The sequence below is a fragment of the Serratia sp. H1w genome (genome assembly GCF_000633355.1).
In the GTDB taxonomy this organism is placed as follows: Bacteria; Pseudomonadota; Gammaproteobacteria; order Enterobacterales; family Enterobacteriaceae; genus Chania.
Genome location: NZ_AYMQ01000055.1, coordinates 100,196 through 117,097 on the forward strand (window position 1 = coordinate 100,196; position 16,902 = coordinate 117,097).

A 16,902-nucleotide genomic window follows, 5' to 3' on the forward strand; every position below is an offset into this window, starting at 1 on the left:
CTGCTTGTTCTTCACGCGAATGAGCCCAGAATTCGGTCAAATTGACTAACTTCTGGGCTCAATTTTTTACTTACAAACTGGCTTCGCGTTTCTTGGCCTGCTTGGCCGCATCGCTGGTCGGGTACGATTTGATCACCTGCTGGTAAACGGCTTTGGCTTTATCAGCCTGACCTTTTTCCTGCATGATCACCCCAACTTTATACATTGCGTCCGGCGCCTTGGGTGATTTTGGGTAACTCTTGACCACCACTGCATAATAGTATGCCGCGTCTTCCTTCTTACCCTTGTTGTAGAACAACTGCCCCAGCCAATAGTTGGCATTAGGCAGGTAAGTGGATTTCGGATACTGCTTTATGAAAGCCTGAAAAGCGGGGATCGCCTGATCGTACTGCTTTTTTTCCAGCGCCAGTGAAACAGCGGCGTTATAGTCGCTGTTTTCATCGCCCGTACTAGCCGCAGCGGCTGTCGCACCCGCAGGAGCGCTGCCAGCGCCGTCAGAGGACGCCGCGGCGGCTGTACCACCTGCGGCCCCTGCTGCTGCGCCAGCGGAATTCTGTGCGCCACCCTGGCTAAGGCTATCCATCTGTTGATAGATCTGTTTCTGGCGTTCAACCACCTGATTCAACTGATACTGACTTTCCTGGATTTGCCCACGAAGCGTATCGATATCACGTTGGTTGTCAGAGAGTTGTTGCTGGAGTTGGTTCAAAAGCTGGCCCTGAGCATTACTGATACGCTCAAGTGATGTGACACGGTCTTCGACCGAGCCGGAGCCGACATTACTGATTGGCGCTTGGGCAGTAGCGGCCCATGGGACCGCTACGCCAACCAGTAACGCCAGACTCAACAGGTGATGTCTGAGGTTACTGTTCATGCGAATCTCTTAGTAAACCAGAACTGCACGACGGTTTTTAGCATAGGCTGCTTCGTCGTGGCCCAGTACTGCTGGCTTCTCTTTACCGTAAGAAACGATAGAGATCTGGTCAGCAGAAACGCCTTTGCCTTGCAGGTACATTTTAACTGCGTTAGCACGACGCTCACCCAGAGCGATGTTGTATTCTGGCGTGCCGCGCTCATCCGCGTGACCTTCAACAGTCACTTTGTAGGATGGGTTGTTACGCAGGAAAGCAGCATGCGCATCCAGCATCTGAGCGAACTCAGAGCTAACGTCATACTTGTCCAGGCCGAAGTAAACAATGTTGTTACGTTGCAGTTCTTGCATCTGCAGACGTGCTTGTTCTTCAGAAGACAGGTTGCTGCTGCCGTTTTCTGTACCAGTGCCAGCGCCCATACCGGATTGATCGTTATTCGCGCTTTTGTTAGAACTACAAGCCGCTACAGCCAGAACTGGCAGTGCCAGCAGAAGCCCTTTCAGCACTTTGTTCAGTTGCATTTCTTTGATCCTTTTATAGTTTTTGCCATACATATTTTACACATGCATCACAGATACGGCGACCAGGCAGGGAATTTGACCTGTCCATCGGTTGCCGGAAGACGCGCTTTGAAACGCCCATCAGTCGATACCAACTGCAGCACGGAGCCCATACCTTGCGTGGAGCTATAGATCACCATGGTGCCGTTTGGTGCGATACTAGGCGTTTCATCCAGGAACGTGTCCGTTAACATTTGAACGGCTCCCGATCCGAGATCTTGTTTGGCGATATGTTGAACCCCATTGTTGGAGCTCACCATCACCAGGAATTTGCCATCGAAACTCACATCGGAGTCCTGATTCTGGGCTCCTTCCCAGGTTAGGCGCTGTGGTGCGCCGCCGTTAGCGCCAACCTTATAAATCTGTGGGCGACCGCCCTGGTCAGAGGTATAAGCCAGAGATTGACCATCTGGGAACCAGCTTGGTTCGGTATTGTTGCTACGGCCATCGGTGATCTGGCTGATTTGGCCAGAGCCGAGGTTCATCACATACAGGTTCAGGCTGCCGGTTTTAGACAGCGCGAAAGCCAGGCGACTACCGTCTGGAGAGAACGCTGGAGCACCGTTGTGACGTGGGAATGAGGCAATCTGACGGATTGCACCGTTAGCCAACGTCTGCACAACCAGCGCTGATTTACCGCTCTCAAAGGTCACGTAGGCCAGCTTGCTGCCATCTGGCGACCAGGCTGGTGACATCAGTGGCTCTGGTGAGCGATGCACTGGCACCTGGTTGTAGCCATCGTAATCCGATACGCGCAGTTCGTACGGGAATTTCCCGCCGTTGGTCTGCACCACGTAGGCGATACGAGTACGGAATGCGCCCTTGATGCCGGTCAGCTTCTCAAATACGCCATCGCTGGCGGTATGAGCCGCATAACGCAGCCACTGTTTGGTCACTTTAAACTGGTTCTGTGCCAACACGGTACCAGGCGCACCTGAAGTATCCACCAGTTGGTAGGAAACCAGATAGCTGCCGTCGGCACCAGGCTGAACCTGACCAACCACTACGGCATCAATGCCCAGCGCAGTCCAGGCCGCAGGCGTAACTTCGGCCGCGGTAGTCGGCTGCTGCGGCATACGTGCCACATCAATCGGGTTGAATTTGCCGCTGTTACGTAGATCTGCACCTACGATCTGGCCAACATCTTCAGGAGGCGTGCCTGGACCCGCCCATTTAAATGGCACCACGCCAATCGGGCGAGCGGAGTCGACCCCTTGGGTGATTTCAATGCGAACTTCCGCATGCAGCACGGACGCCCACAGAACAATAAGACCTAACGCTACTCGAAATGCCTGCTTCATCTCATCTCCCTTATCCAGGCGGGATGCCTGCGATAATTTAGCAGAATTTTAACAAACCAACGCCAACAAAACTACCTATTCCCTGTTGGCTACCTTGGCACATCCATGCACTTTACTCGGTTAAAACAATCATTATTCGGGCTTAAATACTAGGGTAGCATTCTTAAAGTGCTCATAAACCGCCTGGCTCGGTGGCTTTGGTATTTTTGCCAATTTAGCTGCAGCTACAGCAGCTTGGCACAAAGCAGGATCGCCACCAATAGCCCTAACATCAACTAAGAATCCATCTGGTGCCAATTTGATACTCAAATCGCAAGTTTTGCCAATAAACGAGCTCGGATCAAAGAATTTGCTCTGAATAGCCGCCTTAATTTGCTCTTGATAACCTGCAATATCCGCACCACTTGCCCCCGCAGTCTTGGCATTACCCTGCCCTGCTGGTTTACCATCGCCTTTGGCTTTGCCTGCTCCCCCACCTTTCGGCGCGTTTTTACCATCAGCCAAATCACCAAACAGATTATCTACGTCGGCTGACTGCTTGGCAGCTTCAGCGGCCTTCTTCTTGGCATCTGCGGCTTTCTTGGCGGCGGCAGCCTTCTCGGCAGCAGCGGCTTTTTTCGCTTCCTCTGCTGCGGCCTTCTTCTCGGCATCAGCAGCGGCTTTCTTCTCTGCAGCCTCAGCAGCTTTTTGTTCAGCTGCCGCTGCGGCTTCTTTCTTCGCCTCTTCCGCCTGCTTCTTGGCAGCGGCAGCGGCGGCAGCTTCTTTCTTGGCTTGCGCCTCGGCTTTCTGCTGTGCGTCTGCCTGCGCCTTGGCTATTTTATCCGCCTCGGCTTTGGCTTTCGCCGCAGCCTGTTCGGCTGCCTTATGTTGTTCTTTGGCCTTCGCCGCGGCGGTTTCTGCCGCTTTCTGCTGTTCAGCGGCCTGTTGCTGCTGCTCGGCGGCTTTCTTCTGCTGTTCGGCCTGTGCCTTGGCGTCCTGCGCGGCTTTTTCCTGCGCGGCCAAACGCTCTTGTTCCAATTCTTTCAGGCGCTGCTGTTCCGCCGCCTGCTTCTGCTGCAGCTCTTCAGCCTGCTGCTCCGCCTTCTTCTGGCGCTGCTTTTCTGCACGCTGTGCATCGCTGCTCTGTTGCTGCTGGCGATTGTACTGCTCAACCACCGCACCGGGATCAACCATCACGGCCCCAACTACGGAACCATCACCGCCGCCGCCTGCACTACTCATTTCAGTATTTTCGTACAGCGAACCCCAGATCAACAGGGCAATCAATAGAATGTGCAGAACCACCGAAACAATAACGGAACGGTTCAGCTTATCATTTTGCTCAGTTGCCTTTACCAAAATAGAATCCCAAAAACTGCTGCTTAAACGGGGTCCCTGCGCCACAGGGCAGGAACCGGGTTGCCACTGACCTTACGGTTAGATTGGCTGGGTCATCAACCCTACGGAAGCGACACCCGCCTGATGCAGAATATTCAATGCCTTGATAATCTCATCGTACGGGACTTCCTTGGCCCCACCGATCAAAAACACCGTCTTCGGATTAGCTGCCAGACGCGACTTGGCTTCGGCCGCCACCTGCTCAGGCGGCAACAGCTCCATACGGTTGTGATCCACCACCAGGGTGTACTGACCTACGCCGGAAACCTCCAGGATCACCGGTGGATTATCGTCGCTGGACACCGTTTTAGAATCGGTGGCATCAGGCAAATCAACCTCAACGCTCTGGGTGATGATGGGTGCGGTTGCCATAAAGATCAGCAACAGCACCAACAAGACGTCCAGCAGCGGAACAATGTTGATTTCCGACTTCAGCTCACGCTTGTTACGACCACGAACTCTCGCCATGCTACCTCCTACTTCTTATTTGCTGTCGCTGGAGAAGGCCTGACGATGCAGAATAGCGGTGAACTCTTCCATAAAGTTGTCGTAATTCTGCTCAAGCTTGTTAACACGCTGGTTAAGGCGGTTATAGGCCATAACGGCAGGGATCGCGGCAAACAGACCGATGGCTGTAGCGATCAACGCTTCGGCGATACCCGGTGCAACCATCTGTAAGGTGGCTTGTTTCACTGCGCCCAGGGCGATAAAGGCGTGCATAATCCCCCACACGGTACCAAACAGGCCGATATACGGGCTGATGGAACCCACGGTGCCGAGAAACGGAATATGGTTTTCCAGCGTTTCCAGCTCGCGGTTCATCGAGATACGCATCGCACGCGTAGCCCCTTCGATCACCGACTCTGGCGCATGGCTGTTGGCACGATGCAAGCGGGCAAACTCTTTGAAACCGGAATGGAAAATCTGCTCTGACCCAGTCAGGCTATCGCGACGTGCCTGGCTTTCCTGATACAGACGAGAAAGCTCGATACCAGACCAGAATTTGTCTTCGAAGGCTTCGGCGTCACGAGTGGCCGCATTGAGAATGCGCGTCCGCTGGATGATGATCGCCCAAGAAGCCACTGAGAAGCATATCAAAATCAGCATGATAAACTTGACCAGCAGGCTTGCCTTCAAGAATAGATCTAGGATGTTCATGTCAGTCACTGCTTAAACTCCGCGACAATAGACTTAGGAAGCGCTATCGGCTTCATTTGGTGTGGATCAATGCATGCAATCAATACATCGGCCTGACTCAACAGAGTACCGTCAGAATTAACAATGCGTTGAGCAAACGTAAGAGATGCCCCGCGTATCGAGGTGATATTGCTCTGCACTTCCAGCAGGTCGTCAAGACGTGCAGGGAGCAGGTAATCCACCGTCATACGCCGGACAGCGAAAGCGACATGGTCTTCACTGAGCAGCTGCTGTTGATGAAAGTTGTGCTGACGCAGCATCTCAGTGCGCGCTCTTTCATAAAAGGCGACGTAACGGGCGTGGTAAACCACACCACCGGCATCGGTATCTTCGTAGTAGACACGAACCGGCCATCGAAACAACTTATTACTCACTCGACTTCCCAGCAAGACAATTTGACGATAGCTACTATACGCAAGACGGATCGGGTTGGGAATGGGTTACTAGATGGGAATGAAAATAATTATGGGCCTGAACGGCCCATAATCAGGGGGATGCGTAATAGATTATAAAGAAACGTAAAGTAATCCTGCGGCCAGGATCACAATTGCAGGTAATGGCGCGAAAAATGCACGCCAAAACGTGCTTTGAGGCCGGAAGCCGACACCGTGAACGATGCCCGCACACACCGCCCAGATCAGCAAGATACCTTGCCAAATCTCTATCGAGCTAGTGTGTGCAGCAAAGCGGCTAGGATCCCAAAAGATACATCCCGCTAAAATCACCGCCAGCACCAATGAAAGGGCCCGAACCGGACCCTTGTCGGTGATGGCGTACAGCTTGTCAGCCAGTGACGAACTCATCACTTACCGTCTTGCTGCGCTTTTGAATCTTCACTGTGCTCAAGCGCCAGCGCCGTGATGATACCGAAGGCACAGGCAAGAAGCGTTCCGAGGATCCAGGCAAAATACCACATGGTTTAGCTCCTTTTGCTTAGTACAGCGAATGCTTATTTTTTTCGATGAAGTTCTTATCCAGGCGACCAAACATTTTGTAGTACGCCCAAGCGGTGTACGCCAAAACGATTGGCACGAAGATAATCGCAACAACGGTCATCACCTGCAGTGTGAACATGCTGGAAGTCGCATCCCACATAGTCAGGCTGACGTTAGGCACGGTACTTGATGGCATAACGAACGGGAACATGGTTACCCCAGCCGTCAAGATTACACAGGCAATCGTCAGTGATGAAGTCAGGAACGCCATCGCCGCTTTGTCCAAACGGGCAAACAGGATGGTGAACAGTGGCAGAACCACGCCCAACGCCGGCAGTGCCCACAGGATTGGATACTTGTTGTAGTTGATCAACCAGGCACCCGCCTGATGAGCCACTTCTTTACGCAGCGGGTTGGATTGCGCCGCCGTATCCAGTGCAGAGGTCACCACGAAACCGTCGATGCCGTTCACCAGCCAGATACCCGCCAACAGGAAGCATACGCCCATCACCAGCGCAGAAATCTGCGCCGCTGCGCGTGAACGCAGGTGGATTTCGGCAGTAGTACGCATCTGCAGGTAGGTTGCCCCCTGAGTCACCAGCATGGTCAGGCTGACAATACCGGCCAGCAAACCAAACGGGTTCAACAGTTGGAAGAAGTTGCCGGTGTAGAACAGGCGCAGATATTCATCGATATGGAACGGTACGCCCTGCAACAGGTTACCGAACGCAACACCGAATACCACCGCAGGCACGAAGCTACCGATAAAGATGCCCCAGTCCCACATGTTACGCCAGCGGCTGTTCTCCAGCTTCGAACGGTAGTCAAAACCGACCGGGCGGAAGAACAAGGAAGCCAGCACCAGGATCATGGCCACATAGAAACCAGAGAACGCGGCGGCATAAACCATCGGCCAGGCGGCGAACAGCGCACCACCGGCGGTGATTAGCCACACCTGGTTACCGTCCCAGTGCGGGGCGATGGCGTTGATTATTACCCGACGCTCGGTATCGGTTTTACCGATGATGCGCATCAGAATACCGACACCCATATCGAAACCGTCGGTGACGGCGAAACCGATCAGCAGGACGCCAACCAGGAGCCACCAGATAAATCGCAGTACTTCATAATCAAACATATCTTGGACTCCTGTTTAGCGCGCTTCCTGCACGGCGGCAGTCGGTTGTTCAAAATGATAGCGGCCAGTTTTCAGGCTGCTTGGACCCAGACGTGCAAACTTGAACATCAGGTACATTTCAGCCACCAGGAACAGGGTGTACAAGCCGCAAATCAGCCCCATCGAGAACAGAATGTCGCCTGCGGTCAGCGAAGAGGTCGCGACTGCGGTTGGCAGCACCTCACCTATCGCCCACGGCTGGCGGCCATACTCTGCCACGAACCAGCCCGCTTCTACTGCAATCCAAGGTAATGGCAGACCGTACAACGCGGCACGCAGCAGCCATTTCTTCTGACCGATACGCCCACGCACGACGCTCAGGAACGACATACCGATAATAAACAGCATCAGCACACCACAAGCCACCATGATACGGAAGGCGAAGTACAGTGGAGCAACGCGCGGAATAGAATCTTTGGTTGCCTGCTGGATCTGCGCTTCCGTGGCGTCGGTGACGTTTTCGGTATAGCGCTTGAGCAGCATGCCGTAGCCCAGATCCTGCTTGGTATCGTTGAATGCACTACGCACTGCCGGATCGGTATTGCCGCCACGCAGCTCTTCCAGCAACTGGTAAGCCTTCATACCGTTACGGATACGTACCTGATGTTGTGCCATCAGATCGCGCAGACCGATAACCGGAGTGTCGATGGAACGAGTAGCGATCAGGCCAAGTGCCCAAGGAATTTGAATCGCGAAGGAGTTCTCCATTTTCTCCTGGTTCGGAATACCGAACAGGGTAAATGCGGCCGGAGCCGGTTGAGTTTCCCATTCCGCTTCAATGGCAGCCAGTTTGGTTTTCTGCACGTCCCCCATTTCGTAACCGGATTCATCACCCAGCACGATAACGGAAAGGATCGCAGCCATACCGAAGCTGGCAGCAATGGCGAACGAACGCTTGGCAAAGGCGATGTCACGCCCTTTCAGCAGATAGTAAGCGCTGATGCCCAGCACGAACATCGCGCCGGTGGTGTAACCAGAGGCCACGGTGTGAACAAACTTCACCTGTGCGACCGGGTTCAGAACCAGCTCAGAGAAGCTGAGCATCTCCATACGCATGGTTTCGAAGTTGAAGTCGGAGGCGATTGGGTTTTGCATCCAGCCGTTAGCGACCAGGATCCACAACGCAGACAGGTTTGAGCCGAGGGCGACAAACCAGGTAACGGTCATGTGTTGGATCTTGCTCAGGCGGTCCCAGCCGAAGAAGAACAGACCAACCAGCGTCGATTCCAGGAAGAACGCCATCAGACCTTCGATAGCCAGAGGGGCCCCGAAGATGTCACCAACGTAGTGAGAGAAGTACGACCAGTTGGTCCCGAACTGGAACTCCATGGTCAACCCGGTGGCCACACCCAGAGCAAAGTTGATTGCAAACAACTTGCCCCAGAATTTGGTCATATCTTTATAAATTTGTTTGCCGGACAGCACATATACCGTTTCCATAATCGCCAGCAAAAACGCCATACCCAGCGTTAATGGGACAAATAGGAAGTGGTACATCGCCGTTAAAGCAAACTGTAAGCGCGACAGTTCGACAATATCAAACATCTTGACTCCTTGCTCCTCGCAGGAAGACTCCGACTTGCGGTTATCGGTATTACTCCCGAAAGAGTAGCCGGTAACGCCCCGCAGTGAATGCCCTTAAACACAACAAAATTTGATCCAGCCTCTCCGCTTTCAACCGTACATTCAGTGCCAGACCACCAGGGGCAGGAGCAAAACGCACCAATGAAAACCGACAGCGGGTAACAAATGCAACAAGATCAACCATCCGTAATTACACAATGGCATGATACTCGCCAAAGCCCACACAATAAATAGGTATTTGCGTGACACAGGTTGGACTTTTGGCTACAGGTCAAAAATCAGCCTAAATAGGTAGCTAGGCCTATATTGATCCAGGACAATTTAAGCATATTTGCATATTATTTCCATATCGATTGTCGCTTTTCCGCTAATTTCCATAGCGTCATGTTAAGTAATTTCTCAATTGTTTTTTATTGGTATTTTTGTGTTAAATAAATGTGATTTAAAAGAACCCCCATTGTATTAATTAAGTCATTAATTGCGTCTTGTATTAACTTTTTATTTTCAATGGCGATTGCAGTGAGTTGACTCACAAATCTGCTTTTTGCTAAGTAATCATAGACCATGTTGCGAGGTTGATCGCATAACCTGCAAACACTGTGAGGACAGTTGGCAACTTGCACACCAAGAGATTGAAAAAAATAATTCCTTGTCAGTGACTTATACAAAAAAAGCCGCCCATAGGGCGGCCAAACATGTCGAGATTTTATTATTTGCTATACGGTATTAACGATTCAGGATCGCCTTCACTGCATCACCGATATCAGCCAGGCTGCGTACGGTTTTCACTCCTGCCGCTTCCAGAGCCGCGAACTTCTCATCCGCAGTCCCTTTGCCGCCGGCAATAATGGCGCCAGCATGGCCCATACGTTTGCCTTTAGGCGCGGTAACGCCAGCGATATAACCCACTACCGGCTTGGTGACGTGCTCTTTGATATAAGCTGCCGCTTCTTCTTCCGCGCTGCCGCCAATCTCACCGATCATCACAATAGCTTCAGTCTGTGGATCTTCCTGGAACAATTTCAGGATATCGATAAAGTTGGAACCCGGGATCGGATCACCACCGATACCCACGCAGGTAGACTGCCCCAGACCGGCGTCAGTGGTTTGTTTTACCGCTTCATAGGTCAGAGTACCTGAACGGGAAACGATGCCCACTTTGCCTGGCAGGTGGATATGGCCAGGCATGATGCCGATTTTGCATTCGCCCGGGGTGATCACACCTGGGCAGTTCGGGCCGATCATACGCACGCCAGCTTCATCCAGCTTCACTTTCACAGTCAGCATATCCAGGGTTGGGATGCCTTCGGTGATGGTGATGATCAGTTTGATGCCTGCATCGATGGCTTCCAGAATGGAGTCTTTGCAGAATGGCGCAGGTACGTAGATTACAGACGCGGTAGCGCCGGTCGCTTCTACGGCTTCACGCACGGTGTTGAACACCGGCAGGCCCAGATGCTGAGTGCCACCTTTGCCCGGGGTCACGCCGCCGACCATTTTGGTGCCGTAAGCGATAGCTTGTTCGGAGTGGAAGGTACCCTGGCTACCGGTGAAACCCTGGCAAATTACTTTGGTGTTCTTATCGATTAAAATGGACATTATTTACCCTCCACTGCCGCAACAACTTGCTGAGCCGCATCAGTCAGGCTGGTCGCAGCAATGATATTCAAACCGCTGTCCGCCAGTTTCTTGGCGCCCAGTTCGGCGTTGTTCCCTTCCAGACGCACGACCACCGGGACGTTCACGCCCACTTCGGCTACCGCGCCAATGATACCGTCGGCGATCAGGTCGCAACGGACGATACCACCGAAGATGTTGACCAGAACCGCTTTCACCTTGTCGTCAGACAGGATGATTTTAAAGGCTTCGGTTACGCGTTCTTTGGTTGCGCCACCGCCCACGTCCAGGAAGTTGGCAGGTTCGCCACCGTGCAGTTTCACGATGTCCATGGTACCCATGGCCAGACCGGCACCGTTCACCATGCAACCGATGTTGCCGTCGAGAGCAACATAGTTCAGCTCCCACTGAGCCGCACGGGATTCACGTTCGTCTTCCTGAGAAGGGTCACGCATTTCACGCAGTTCAGACTGGCGGAACAGGGCGTTACCATCGGCACCCAGCTTACCATCCAGGCAGATCAGATCGCCCTGCTTGGTCACTACCAGCGGGTTGATCTCAACCATTGCCAAGTCGCGTTCCAGGAAAAGCGTCGCCAGACCCATGAAGATCTTGGCAAACTGGCCGACTTGCTTACCGGTCAGACCCAGTTTGAACGCCAGCTCACGACCTTGGTAAGGCTGTGGGCCTGCCAGTGGATCGATGGTCATTTTGTGGATCAGTTCCGGAGTTTCTTCCGCAACTTTCTCAATTTCAACGCCACCTTCGGTGGATGCCATAAACACCACGCGACGGCTGGCACGGTCAACCACCGCCCCCAGATACAGCTCTTTATCGATATCGGTGGCCGCTTCTACCAGGATCTGGTGAACCGGCTGACCCAGCGCATCTGTCTGGTAGGTCACCAGGCGTTTACCCAGCCAGGCTTCGGCGAATGCACGGATATCTTCTTTGCTGTTAACGACTTTAACGCCACCAGCTTTACCACGGCCGCCAGCATGAACCTGACATTTTACCACCCACGGGCCGGAGCCGATTTTAGATGCGGCTTCTTCTGCTTCGCGCGGAGTGGTACAGGCGTAACCGGTTGGTGCTGGCATGCCATACCGAGCAAACAGCTGTTTTGCCTGATATTCGTGTAAATTCATGATGTTCTATCCATTCAGGTCTGAAAGTTTCAGCCGGGTCATTTTTGCGGGTTCCCGCATGACTTGTCGGCCACATAGCACAGGGTGTGGGCGCGGCAACACCGCGCCCTTGCAGGGATTAAACGTCCAGCAGCAGACGAGCCGGGTCTTCCAGCATGTCTTTCACCGTCACCAGATAACTCACCGACTCTTTGCCATCGATCAGACGATGATCGTAAGACAGAGCCAGATACATCATCGGCTGGATCACCACCTGACCATTGACCGCCATTGGGCGATCCTTGATGGCGTGCATACCCAGGATGGCGCTCTGCGGTGGGTTGATGATCGGGGTAGACATCAGTGAACCGAAGACACCGCCGTTGGTAATGGTGAAGTTACCGCCGGTCAGTTCTTCCACGGTCAATTTGCCGTCACGGCCCTTGATCGCCAGCTCTTTGATTTTCTTCTCGATGTCAGCCATGCTCATGGAATCGACGTCACGCAGTACCGGAGTTACCAGGCCGCGCGGAGTCGATACCGCAATGCTGATATCGAAGTAGTTGTGGTAAACCACGTCGCTACCGTCGATGGAGGCGTTCACTTCCGGGAAGCGTTTCAGCGCTTCGACTACCGCTTTGATGTAGAAGGACATAAAGCCCAGACGGACACCGTGGCGTTTTTCGAAGGCTTCACCGTACTGCTTGCGCAGATCCATGATCGGCTGCATGTTGATTTCGTTGAAGGTGGTCAGCATCGCGGTGCTGTTCTTCGCTTCCAACAGGCGCTCGGCCACGCGTTTGCGCAGGCGGGTCATCGGTACACGTTTTTCGCTACGGCCACTCAGGGCAGGCTGTGGCGCAGCAGCAGGCGCTGCCGCCGGTGCTGCTTTCTTGCTGGCAGCCAGGTGTGCTTCAACGTCTTCACGAGTGATACGGCCACCCACGCCGCTGCCTTTGATGGCTGCAGCATCGAGGTCGTGTTCGCCGATTAGGCGGCGGATCGCCGGGCTGAGTGCATCGTTGCTCTCTTCTCCCAGGCTGGCGGTCGCACGCTGTGCCGGAGTGGCCTCAGCGCTCTGCGCCTTCACTTCGGTCGGTTTGCCAGAGCTGTCGCCCTGACGGATGCGCCCGAGGAGCTGGCGTGAAGTCACGGTTGCCCCTTCGTCTTCCAGGATCGCTTCCAGCACGCCGGCTTCACTGGCTGGCACTTCCAACACCACTTTATCGGTTTCGATTTCAACCAGTACTTCGTCACGTTGGACGGTATCACCCGGTTTTTTATGCCAGGTGGCGACGGTTGCATCGGCAACGGATTCAGGGAGGTCAGGAACCAGAATATCTACGCTACTCATTAGCTTTCCTTTAAATTTTTATTCAATATTCAGCGCGTCATTCACCAGAGCCTGTTGCTGCTTCTGGTGTACGGACATATAACCCACCGCCGGAGAGGCAGAGGCTGGACGTCCTGCGTAACGTAAAGAGGCCCCAAACGGGATCACTTCACGGAAGTTGTGTTGGCTGCAATACCAGGCGCCCTGGTTCAGCGGCTCTTCCTGACACCAGACGAAATCATGCACGTGGGCATACTGCTCCAATACCGCTTGAACGGCCTGATGCGGGAACGGATACAGCTGCTCGATACGTACGATGGCCACGTCTTTCTGGTCGTTCTTGCGGCGTTGCTCCAGCAGATCGTAATAAACCTTACCAGAACAGAGCACTACGCGTTTTACCGCTTTGGCATCCAGCTCGTCAACTTCACCAATTGCCGGTTGGAAGGTGCCGTTTGCCAACTCTTCCAGAGAAGAGATTGCCAGCGGGTGGCGCAGCAAGGATTTCGGTGACATCACCACCAGCGGACGGCGCATACCGCGCAACGCCTGACGGCGCAGCATGTGGTAAACCTGTGCCGGAGTGGACGGGATACACACCTGCATGTTCTGTTCTGCACACAGCTGCAGGTAACGTTCCAGACGCGCAGAGGAGTGCTCTGGGCCCTGGCCTTCGTAACCGTGCGGCAGCAGCATGACCAAGCCACACATACGACCCCATTTCTGCTCACCAGAACTGATGAACTGATCAATCACCACCTGAGCACCGTTGGCGAAGTCACCAAACTGCGCTTCCCAGATGGTCAGGGTGCGCGGTTCTGCGGTGGCGTAGCCGTATTCAAATGCCAGAACGGCTTCTTCAGACAGCACCGAGTCCCAGACTTTGAATTCGCCCTGACCGCTGTGGATGTTGGCCAGCGGGACATAGACAGAACCATTTTTCTGGTTGTGCACCACCGCATGACGGTGGAAGAAGGTGCCACGGCCAGCATCTTCACCGGAGATACGGATCGGAATGCCTTCATCTGCCATGGTGGCGTAAGCCAGAGTTTCTGCTGCGCCCCAGTCGAACGGTTTGTTGCCTGCCGCCATCTCGGCGCGATCGCCGTAGATTTTCGCTACGCGCGACTGCATTTCAATCGCTTCAGGCACGGTACTGATACGACGAGCCAGTTCCTGCAGACGCTTCATCTCAACCTTGCTTGGGTACTCTTCGTCCCACTCATGGTTCAGGTATGGCGACCAGGTAAAGGAGTGCAGGTTCATCGGACGCCACTCTTCAACCACGCAGTCACCGCGATCGAGAGCATCGCGATACAGGTTGACCATTTCCGTGGCATCTTCCAGGCTGGCAACCTTCTGTTCGGTCAGCACGTCAGCGTAGAGTTTGCGTGGCGTCGGGTGCTTCTTGATCTTCTGGTACATCACCGGCTGGGTTGCACTTGGCTCATCGGCCTCGTTATGCCCATGGCGACGGTAGCAGACCAGATCGATCATCACGTCACGTTTAAAGGTGTTACGGAAATCCAACGCCAGGCGGGTAACAAAGGCTACCGCTTCCGGATCATCAGCGTTCACGTGGAAGATTGGGGACTGCACCATCTTGGCAATATCGGTACAGTATTGGGTGGAACGTGCATCCAACGGGTTGGAGGTAGTAAAACCAACCTGGTTGTTGATGACGATACGCACCGTGCCGCCGACTTCATAACCGCGAGCCTGCGACATGTTCAGGGTTTCCTGAACCACGCCCTGCCCGGTGATTGCCGCGTCACCGTGAATGGTGATTGGCAGTACCATGTTGCTGCGCGCTTCGTCCAGACGATCGCGACGGGCACGAACCGACCCCATGACCACCGGGCTGACGATCTCCAGATGCGACGGGTTAAACGCCAGCGCCAGGTGAACCATGCCGCCTTCGGTTTCTACGTCGGAGGAGAAGCCCTGGTGATATTTCACGTCACCGGTGCCCAGATGTTCTTTATGCTTGCCGGCAAACTCATCGAACAGGTCGGCTGGTTTTTTACCCAGCACGTTGATCAACACGTTCAGACGACCACGGTGGGCCATGCCCAGCACCACTTCACGCGTGCCGTTTTTGCCTGCGTGACGCACCATCTCTTTCAACATCGGTACCAACGCATCACCGCCTTCCAGCGAGAAGCGTTTGGCCCCAGGGAATTTGGCACCCAGGTAACGTTCCAGCCCTTCGGCCGCCGTCAGTTCGCTCAGGAAACGGCGTTTCTCGTCGCTGGTGAAGCTGGCACGCCCCGCTACCGATTCAATGCGCTGTTGGATCCAGCGTTTCTCTTCGGTGTTGGTGATGTGCATGTACTCGGCACCGATCGAACCGCAATAGGTCTGTTTCAGCGCGGCATACAGGTCGCTCAGCTTCATGGTTTCCTTGCCAATGGCAAAAGAACCCACGTTGAAGGTTTCCTGGAAGTCGGCTTCGGTCAGGTTGTGATACGCCGGATCGAGATCGGGCACACGCTCCTGTTTCCACAGATCCAACGGGTCGAGGTTGGCGTGCTGATGCCCACGAAAGCGGAAGGCGTTGATCAGCTGCAATACCTTGACCTGCTTGGCATCGGTTTCTGGATCGTTGATGGTGGTGTTATAACGAGCAGAATCTTTCGCCAGGCGGCGGAAGTAATCTCGCGTTTGGGAGTGGAGCTGATCGGGTTTGACACCCGCAGTTGGTAGTTGCTGGAAAATTGAACGCCAACTATCTTCAACGGAACTCGGATCGGTTAAAAAGTCTTCATAGAGCTGCTCTATGTAGGACTGGTTCGCGCCCGCCAGATAGGAGGAATCCAGCCAGGCCTTCATTGCGCCGTTCTGCATTTTGATCCCTTAAGCTTTAAAGCTTCAGTTTTCGCCGTGGTTAACATAATTACCGTAATGGTACGTTTAACGGTTCACTCGACGTGCTTATCACGCTAATGCACGTTCTGTTTTGGACCTTGCGGCCTCTTACAAGGAACCTCTAAAAACCGGCGGGACAAACCTGATTGCCTGTAACCACAATCACGGGTCAGTTTTTAGAGATGCCCTCTGGTGATGTGCGCCGGAACCAGCACCGGCGCAGCATCTCGTTCTGTTTATGCGCCGCGTTGCAGCAGCATAGACTTGATATGACCAATTGCACGGGTCGGATTCAAGCCCTTAGGACATACACTGACACAATTCATAATGCTATGGCAGCGGAAAACACTGAAAGCGTCGTTCAGATCATCCAATCGTGCTTCAGTTTCCGTATCACGGCTGTCGATCAGGAAGCGGTACGCCGCCAACAATCCGGCCGGGCCAACAAACTTGTCAGGGTTCCACCAGAACGATGGACAAGAGGTGGAGCAACAGGCACAGAGAATACATTCGTACAATCCATCCAGTTTTTCCCGCTGATCCGGCGTTTGCAAGTGCTCACGCGCCGGAGGATTCTTGCCATCATTGATTAAGAACGGCTTAATCTTTTCGTACTGGGTGTAAAACTGCCCCATATCCACGACCAGATCACGCACCACCGGTAACCCCGGTAATGGGCGGATCACGATCTTGTTGTTGCCTTTACGCAACGACGAGACTGGAGTGATACAAGCCAAACCGTTCTTACCGTTCATATTGATGCCGTCTGAACCGCACACGCCTTCACGGCAAGAACGGCGGAACGACAAGGTCGGGTCTTTTTCTTTCAGCTGGATCAACGCATCCAGCAGCATCATGTCACGGCCTTCTTCCGCTTCCAGGCTGTAGTCCTGCATATGCGGGGCGCTATCGACATCCGGATTGTAGCGATAGATAGAGAATTCAAGTTTCATC

The 16,902-nt window shown here is 53.7% G+C and carries 16 protein-coding genes; all 16 read right to left on the minus strand.

The features are described from left to right. Positions 1-70: 70 nt before the first annotated feature. Positions 71-874, minus strand: coding sequence for a cell division protein CpoB (cpoB, locus tag U869_RS0113125; RefSeq protein ID WP_025120242.1), 804 nt, complete (start codon positions 872-874; stop codon positions 71-73). 9 nt (positions 875-883) lie between these two features. Then, positions 884-1,393: a peptidoglycan-associated lipoprotein Pal gene (gene pal, locus U869_RS0113130; protein WP_021805257.1), complete on the minus strand. Its 510-nt coding sequence runs from the start codon at positions 1,391-1,393 to the stop codon at positions 884-886. A 47-nt stretch (positions 1,394-1,440) separates the two neighbouring features. Then, on the minus strand, positions 1,441-2,733 hold the full coding sequence (gene tolB, locus U869_RS0113135) for a Tol-Pal system beta propeller repeat protein TolB (RefSeq protein ID WP_025120243.1): 1,293 nt from the start codon (positions 2,731-2,733) through the stop codon (positions 1,441-1,443). A gap of 132 nt (positions 2,734-2,865) precedes the next feature. Next, a complete protein-coding gene (gene tolA, locus U869_RS0113140; RefSeq protein WP_025120244.1) occupies positions 2,866-4,071 on the minus strand; it encodes a cell envelope integrity protein TolA in 1,206 nt (401 codons plus the stop codon). 78 nt (positions 4,072-4,149) lie between these two features. Then, on the minus strand, positions 4,150-4,578 hold the full coding sequence (tolR, locus tag U869_RS0113145; RefSeq protein WP_021805261.1) for a colicin uptake protein TolR: 429 nt from the start codon (positions 4,576-4,578) through the stop codon (positions 4,150-4,152). 15 nt (positions 4,579-4,593) lie between these two features. Continuing rightward, positions 4,594-5,277 carry a Tol-Pal system protein TolQ gene (gene tolQ, locus U869_RS0113150; RefSeq protein WP_024483139.1) on the minus strand — a complete coding sequence of 228 codons (684 nt, stop codon included), beginning with the start codon at positions 5,275-5,277 and terminating at the stop codon, positions 4,594-4,596. Next, positions 5,274-5,681, minus strand: coding sequence for a tol-pal system-associated acyl-CoA thioesterase (ybgC, locus tag U869_RS0113155; RefSeq protein ID WP_025120245.1), 408 nt, complete (start codon positions 5,679-5,681; stop codon positions 5,274-5,276). The genes tolQ and ybgC overlap by 4 nt, the downstream gene beginning before the upstream one ends. A 132-nt stretch (positions 5,682-5,813) precedes the next feature. Beyond that, positions 5,814-6,110, minus strand: coding sequence for a cyd operon protein YbgE (gene ybgE, locus U869_RS0113160; RefSeq protein ID WP_025120246.1), 297 nt, complete (start codon positions 6,108-6,110; stop codon positions 5,814-5,816). Then, positions 6,110-6,223 carry a cytochrome bd-I oxidase subunit CydX gene (gene cydX, locus U869_RS30660; RefSeq protein WP_021805265.1) on the minus strand — a complete coding sequence of 38 codons (114 nt, stop codon included), beginning with the start codon at positions 6,221-6,223 and terminating at the stop codon, positions 6,110-6,112. Before cydX ends, ybgE begins: the two co-directional genes overlap by 1 nt. 17 nt (positions 6,224-6,240) lie before the next feature. Further along, positions 6,241-7,380, minus strand: coding sequence for a cytochrome d ubiquinol oxidase subunit II (cydB, locus tag U869_RS0113170; RefSeq protein ID WP_025120247.1), 1,140 nt, complete (start codon positions 7,378-7,380; stop codon positions 6,241-6,243). Between the two features lie 15 nt (positions 7,381-7,395). Further along, positions 7,396-8,964, minus strand: coding sequence for a cytochrome ubiquinol oxidase subunit I (gene cydA, locus U869_RS0113175; protein ID WP_025120248.1), 1,569 nt, complete (start codon positions 8,962-8,964; stop codon positions 7,396-7,398). Between the two features lie 765 nt (positions 8,965-9,729). Beyond that, on the minus strand, positions 9,730-10,602 hold the full coding sequence (sucD, locus tag U869_RS0113180; RefSeq protein ID WP_024483143.1) for a succinate--CoA ligase subunit alpha: 873 nt from the start codon (positions 10,600-10,602) through the stop codon (positions 9,730-9,732). Continuing rightward, positions 10,602-11,768 (minus strand): ADP-forming succinate--CoA ligase subunit beta, encoded by a 1,167-nt coding sequence (sucC, locus tag U869_RS0113185; RefSeq protein WP_004949756.1) that lies wholly within the window; start codon positions 11,766-11,768, stop codon positions 10,602-10,604. Before sucC ends, sucD begins: the two co-directional genes overlap by 1 nt. Before the next feature lie 118 nt (positions 11,769-11,886). Continuing rightward, the gene (odhB, locus tag U869_RS0113190) at positions 11,887-13,101 is read right to left on the minus strand and encodes a 2-oxoglutarate dehydrogenase complex dihydrolipoyllysine-residue succinyltransferase (RefSeq protein ID WP_025120249.1); all 1,215 of its coding nucleotides are present in this window, start codon (positions 13,099-13,101) and stop codon (positions 11,887-11,889) included. Positions 13,102-13,119: 18 nt separating this feature from the next. Further along, positions 13,120-15,927, minus strand: coding sequence for a 2-oxoglutarate dehydrogenase E1 component (gene sucA / locus U869_RS0113195; RefSeq protein ID WP_025120250.1), 2,808 nt, complete (start codon positions 15,925-15,927; stop codon positions 13,120-13,122). A gap of 257 nt (positions 15,928-16,184) precedes the next feature. After that, on the minus strand, positions 16,185-16,901 hold the full coding sequence (locus U869_RS0113200; protein ID WP_021805271.1) for a succinate dehydrogenase iron-sulfur subunit: 717 nt from the start codon (positions 16,899-16,901) through the stop codon (positions 16,185-16,187). Position 16,902: the final 1 nt, after the last annotated feature.

Excerpts from the sequence above, each read along its gene's own strand:
- cpoB (WP_025120242.1), bottom strand. The coding sequence starts at position 874 with ATGAACAGTAACCTCAGACATCACCTGTTGAGTCTGGCGTTACTGGTT.
- pal (WP_021805257.1), bottom strand. The coding sequence starts at position 1,393 with ATGCAACTGAACAAAGTGCTGAAAGGGCTTCTGCTGGCACTGCCAGTT.
- tolB (WP_025120243.1), bottom strand. The coding sequence starts at position 2,733 with ATGAAGCAGGCATTTCGAGTAGCGTTAGGTCTTATTGTTCTGTGGGCG.
- tolR (WP_021805261.1), bottom strand. The coding sequence starts at position 4,578 with ATGGCGAGAGTTCGTGGTCGTAACAAGCGTGAGCTGAAGTCGGAAATC.
- ybgE (WP_025120246.1), bottom strand. The coding sequence starts at position 6,110 with ATGAGTTCGTCACTGGCTGACAAGCTGTACGCCATCACCGACAAGGGT.
- cydX (WP_021805265.1), bottom strand. The coding sequence starts at position 6,223 with ATGTGGTATTTTGCCTGGATCCTCGGAACGCTTCTTGCCTGTGCCTTC.
- cydB (WP_025120247.1), bottom strand. The coding sequence starts at position 7,380 with ATGTTTGATTATGAAGTACTGCGATTTATCTGGTGGCTCCTGGTTGGC.
- cydA (WP_025120248.1), bottom strand. The coding sequence starts at position 8,964 with ATGTTTGATATTGTCGAACTGTCGCGCTTACAGTTTGCTTTAACGGCG.
- sucD (WP_024483143.1), bottom strand. The coding sequence starts at position 10,602 with ATGTCCATTTTAATCGATAAGAACACCAAAGTAATTTGCCAGGGTTTC.
- sucC (WP_004949756.1), bottom strand. The coding sequence starts at position 11,768 with ATGAATTTACACGAATATCAGGCAAAACAGCTGTTTGCTCGGTATGGC.
- odhB (WP_025120249.1), bottom strand. The coding sequence starts at position 13,101 with ATGAGTAGCGTAGATATTCTGGTTCCTGACCTCCCTGAATCCGTTGCC.
- sucA (WP_025120250.1), bottom strand. The coding sequence starts at position 15,927 with ATGCAGAACGGCGCAATGAAGGCCTGGCTGGATTCCTCCTATCTGGCG.
- U869_RS0113200 (WP_021805271.1), bottom strand. The coding sequence starts at position 16,901 with ATGAAACTTGAATTCTCTATCTATCGCTACAATCCGGATGTCGATAGC.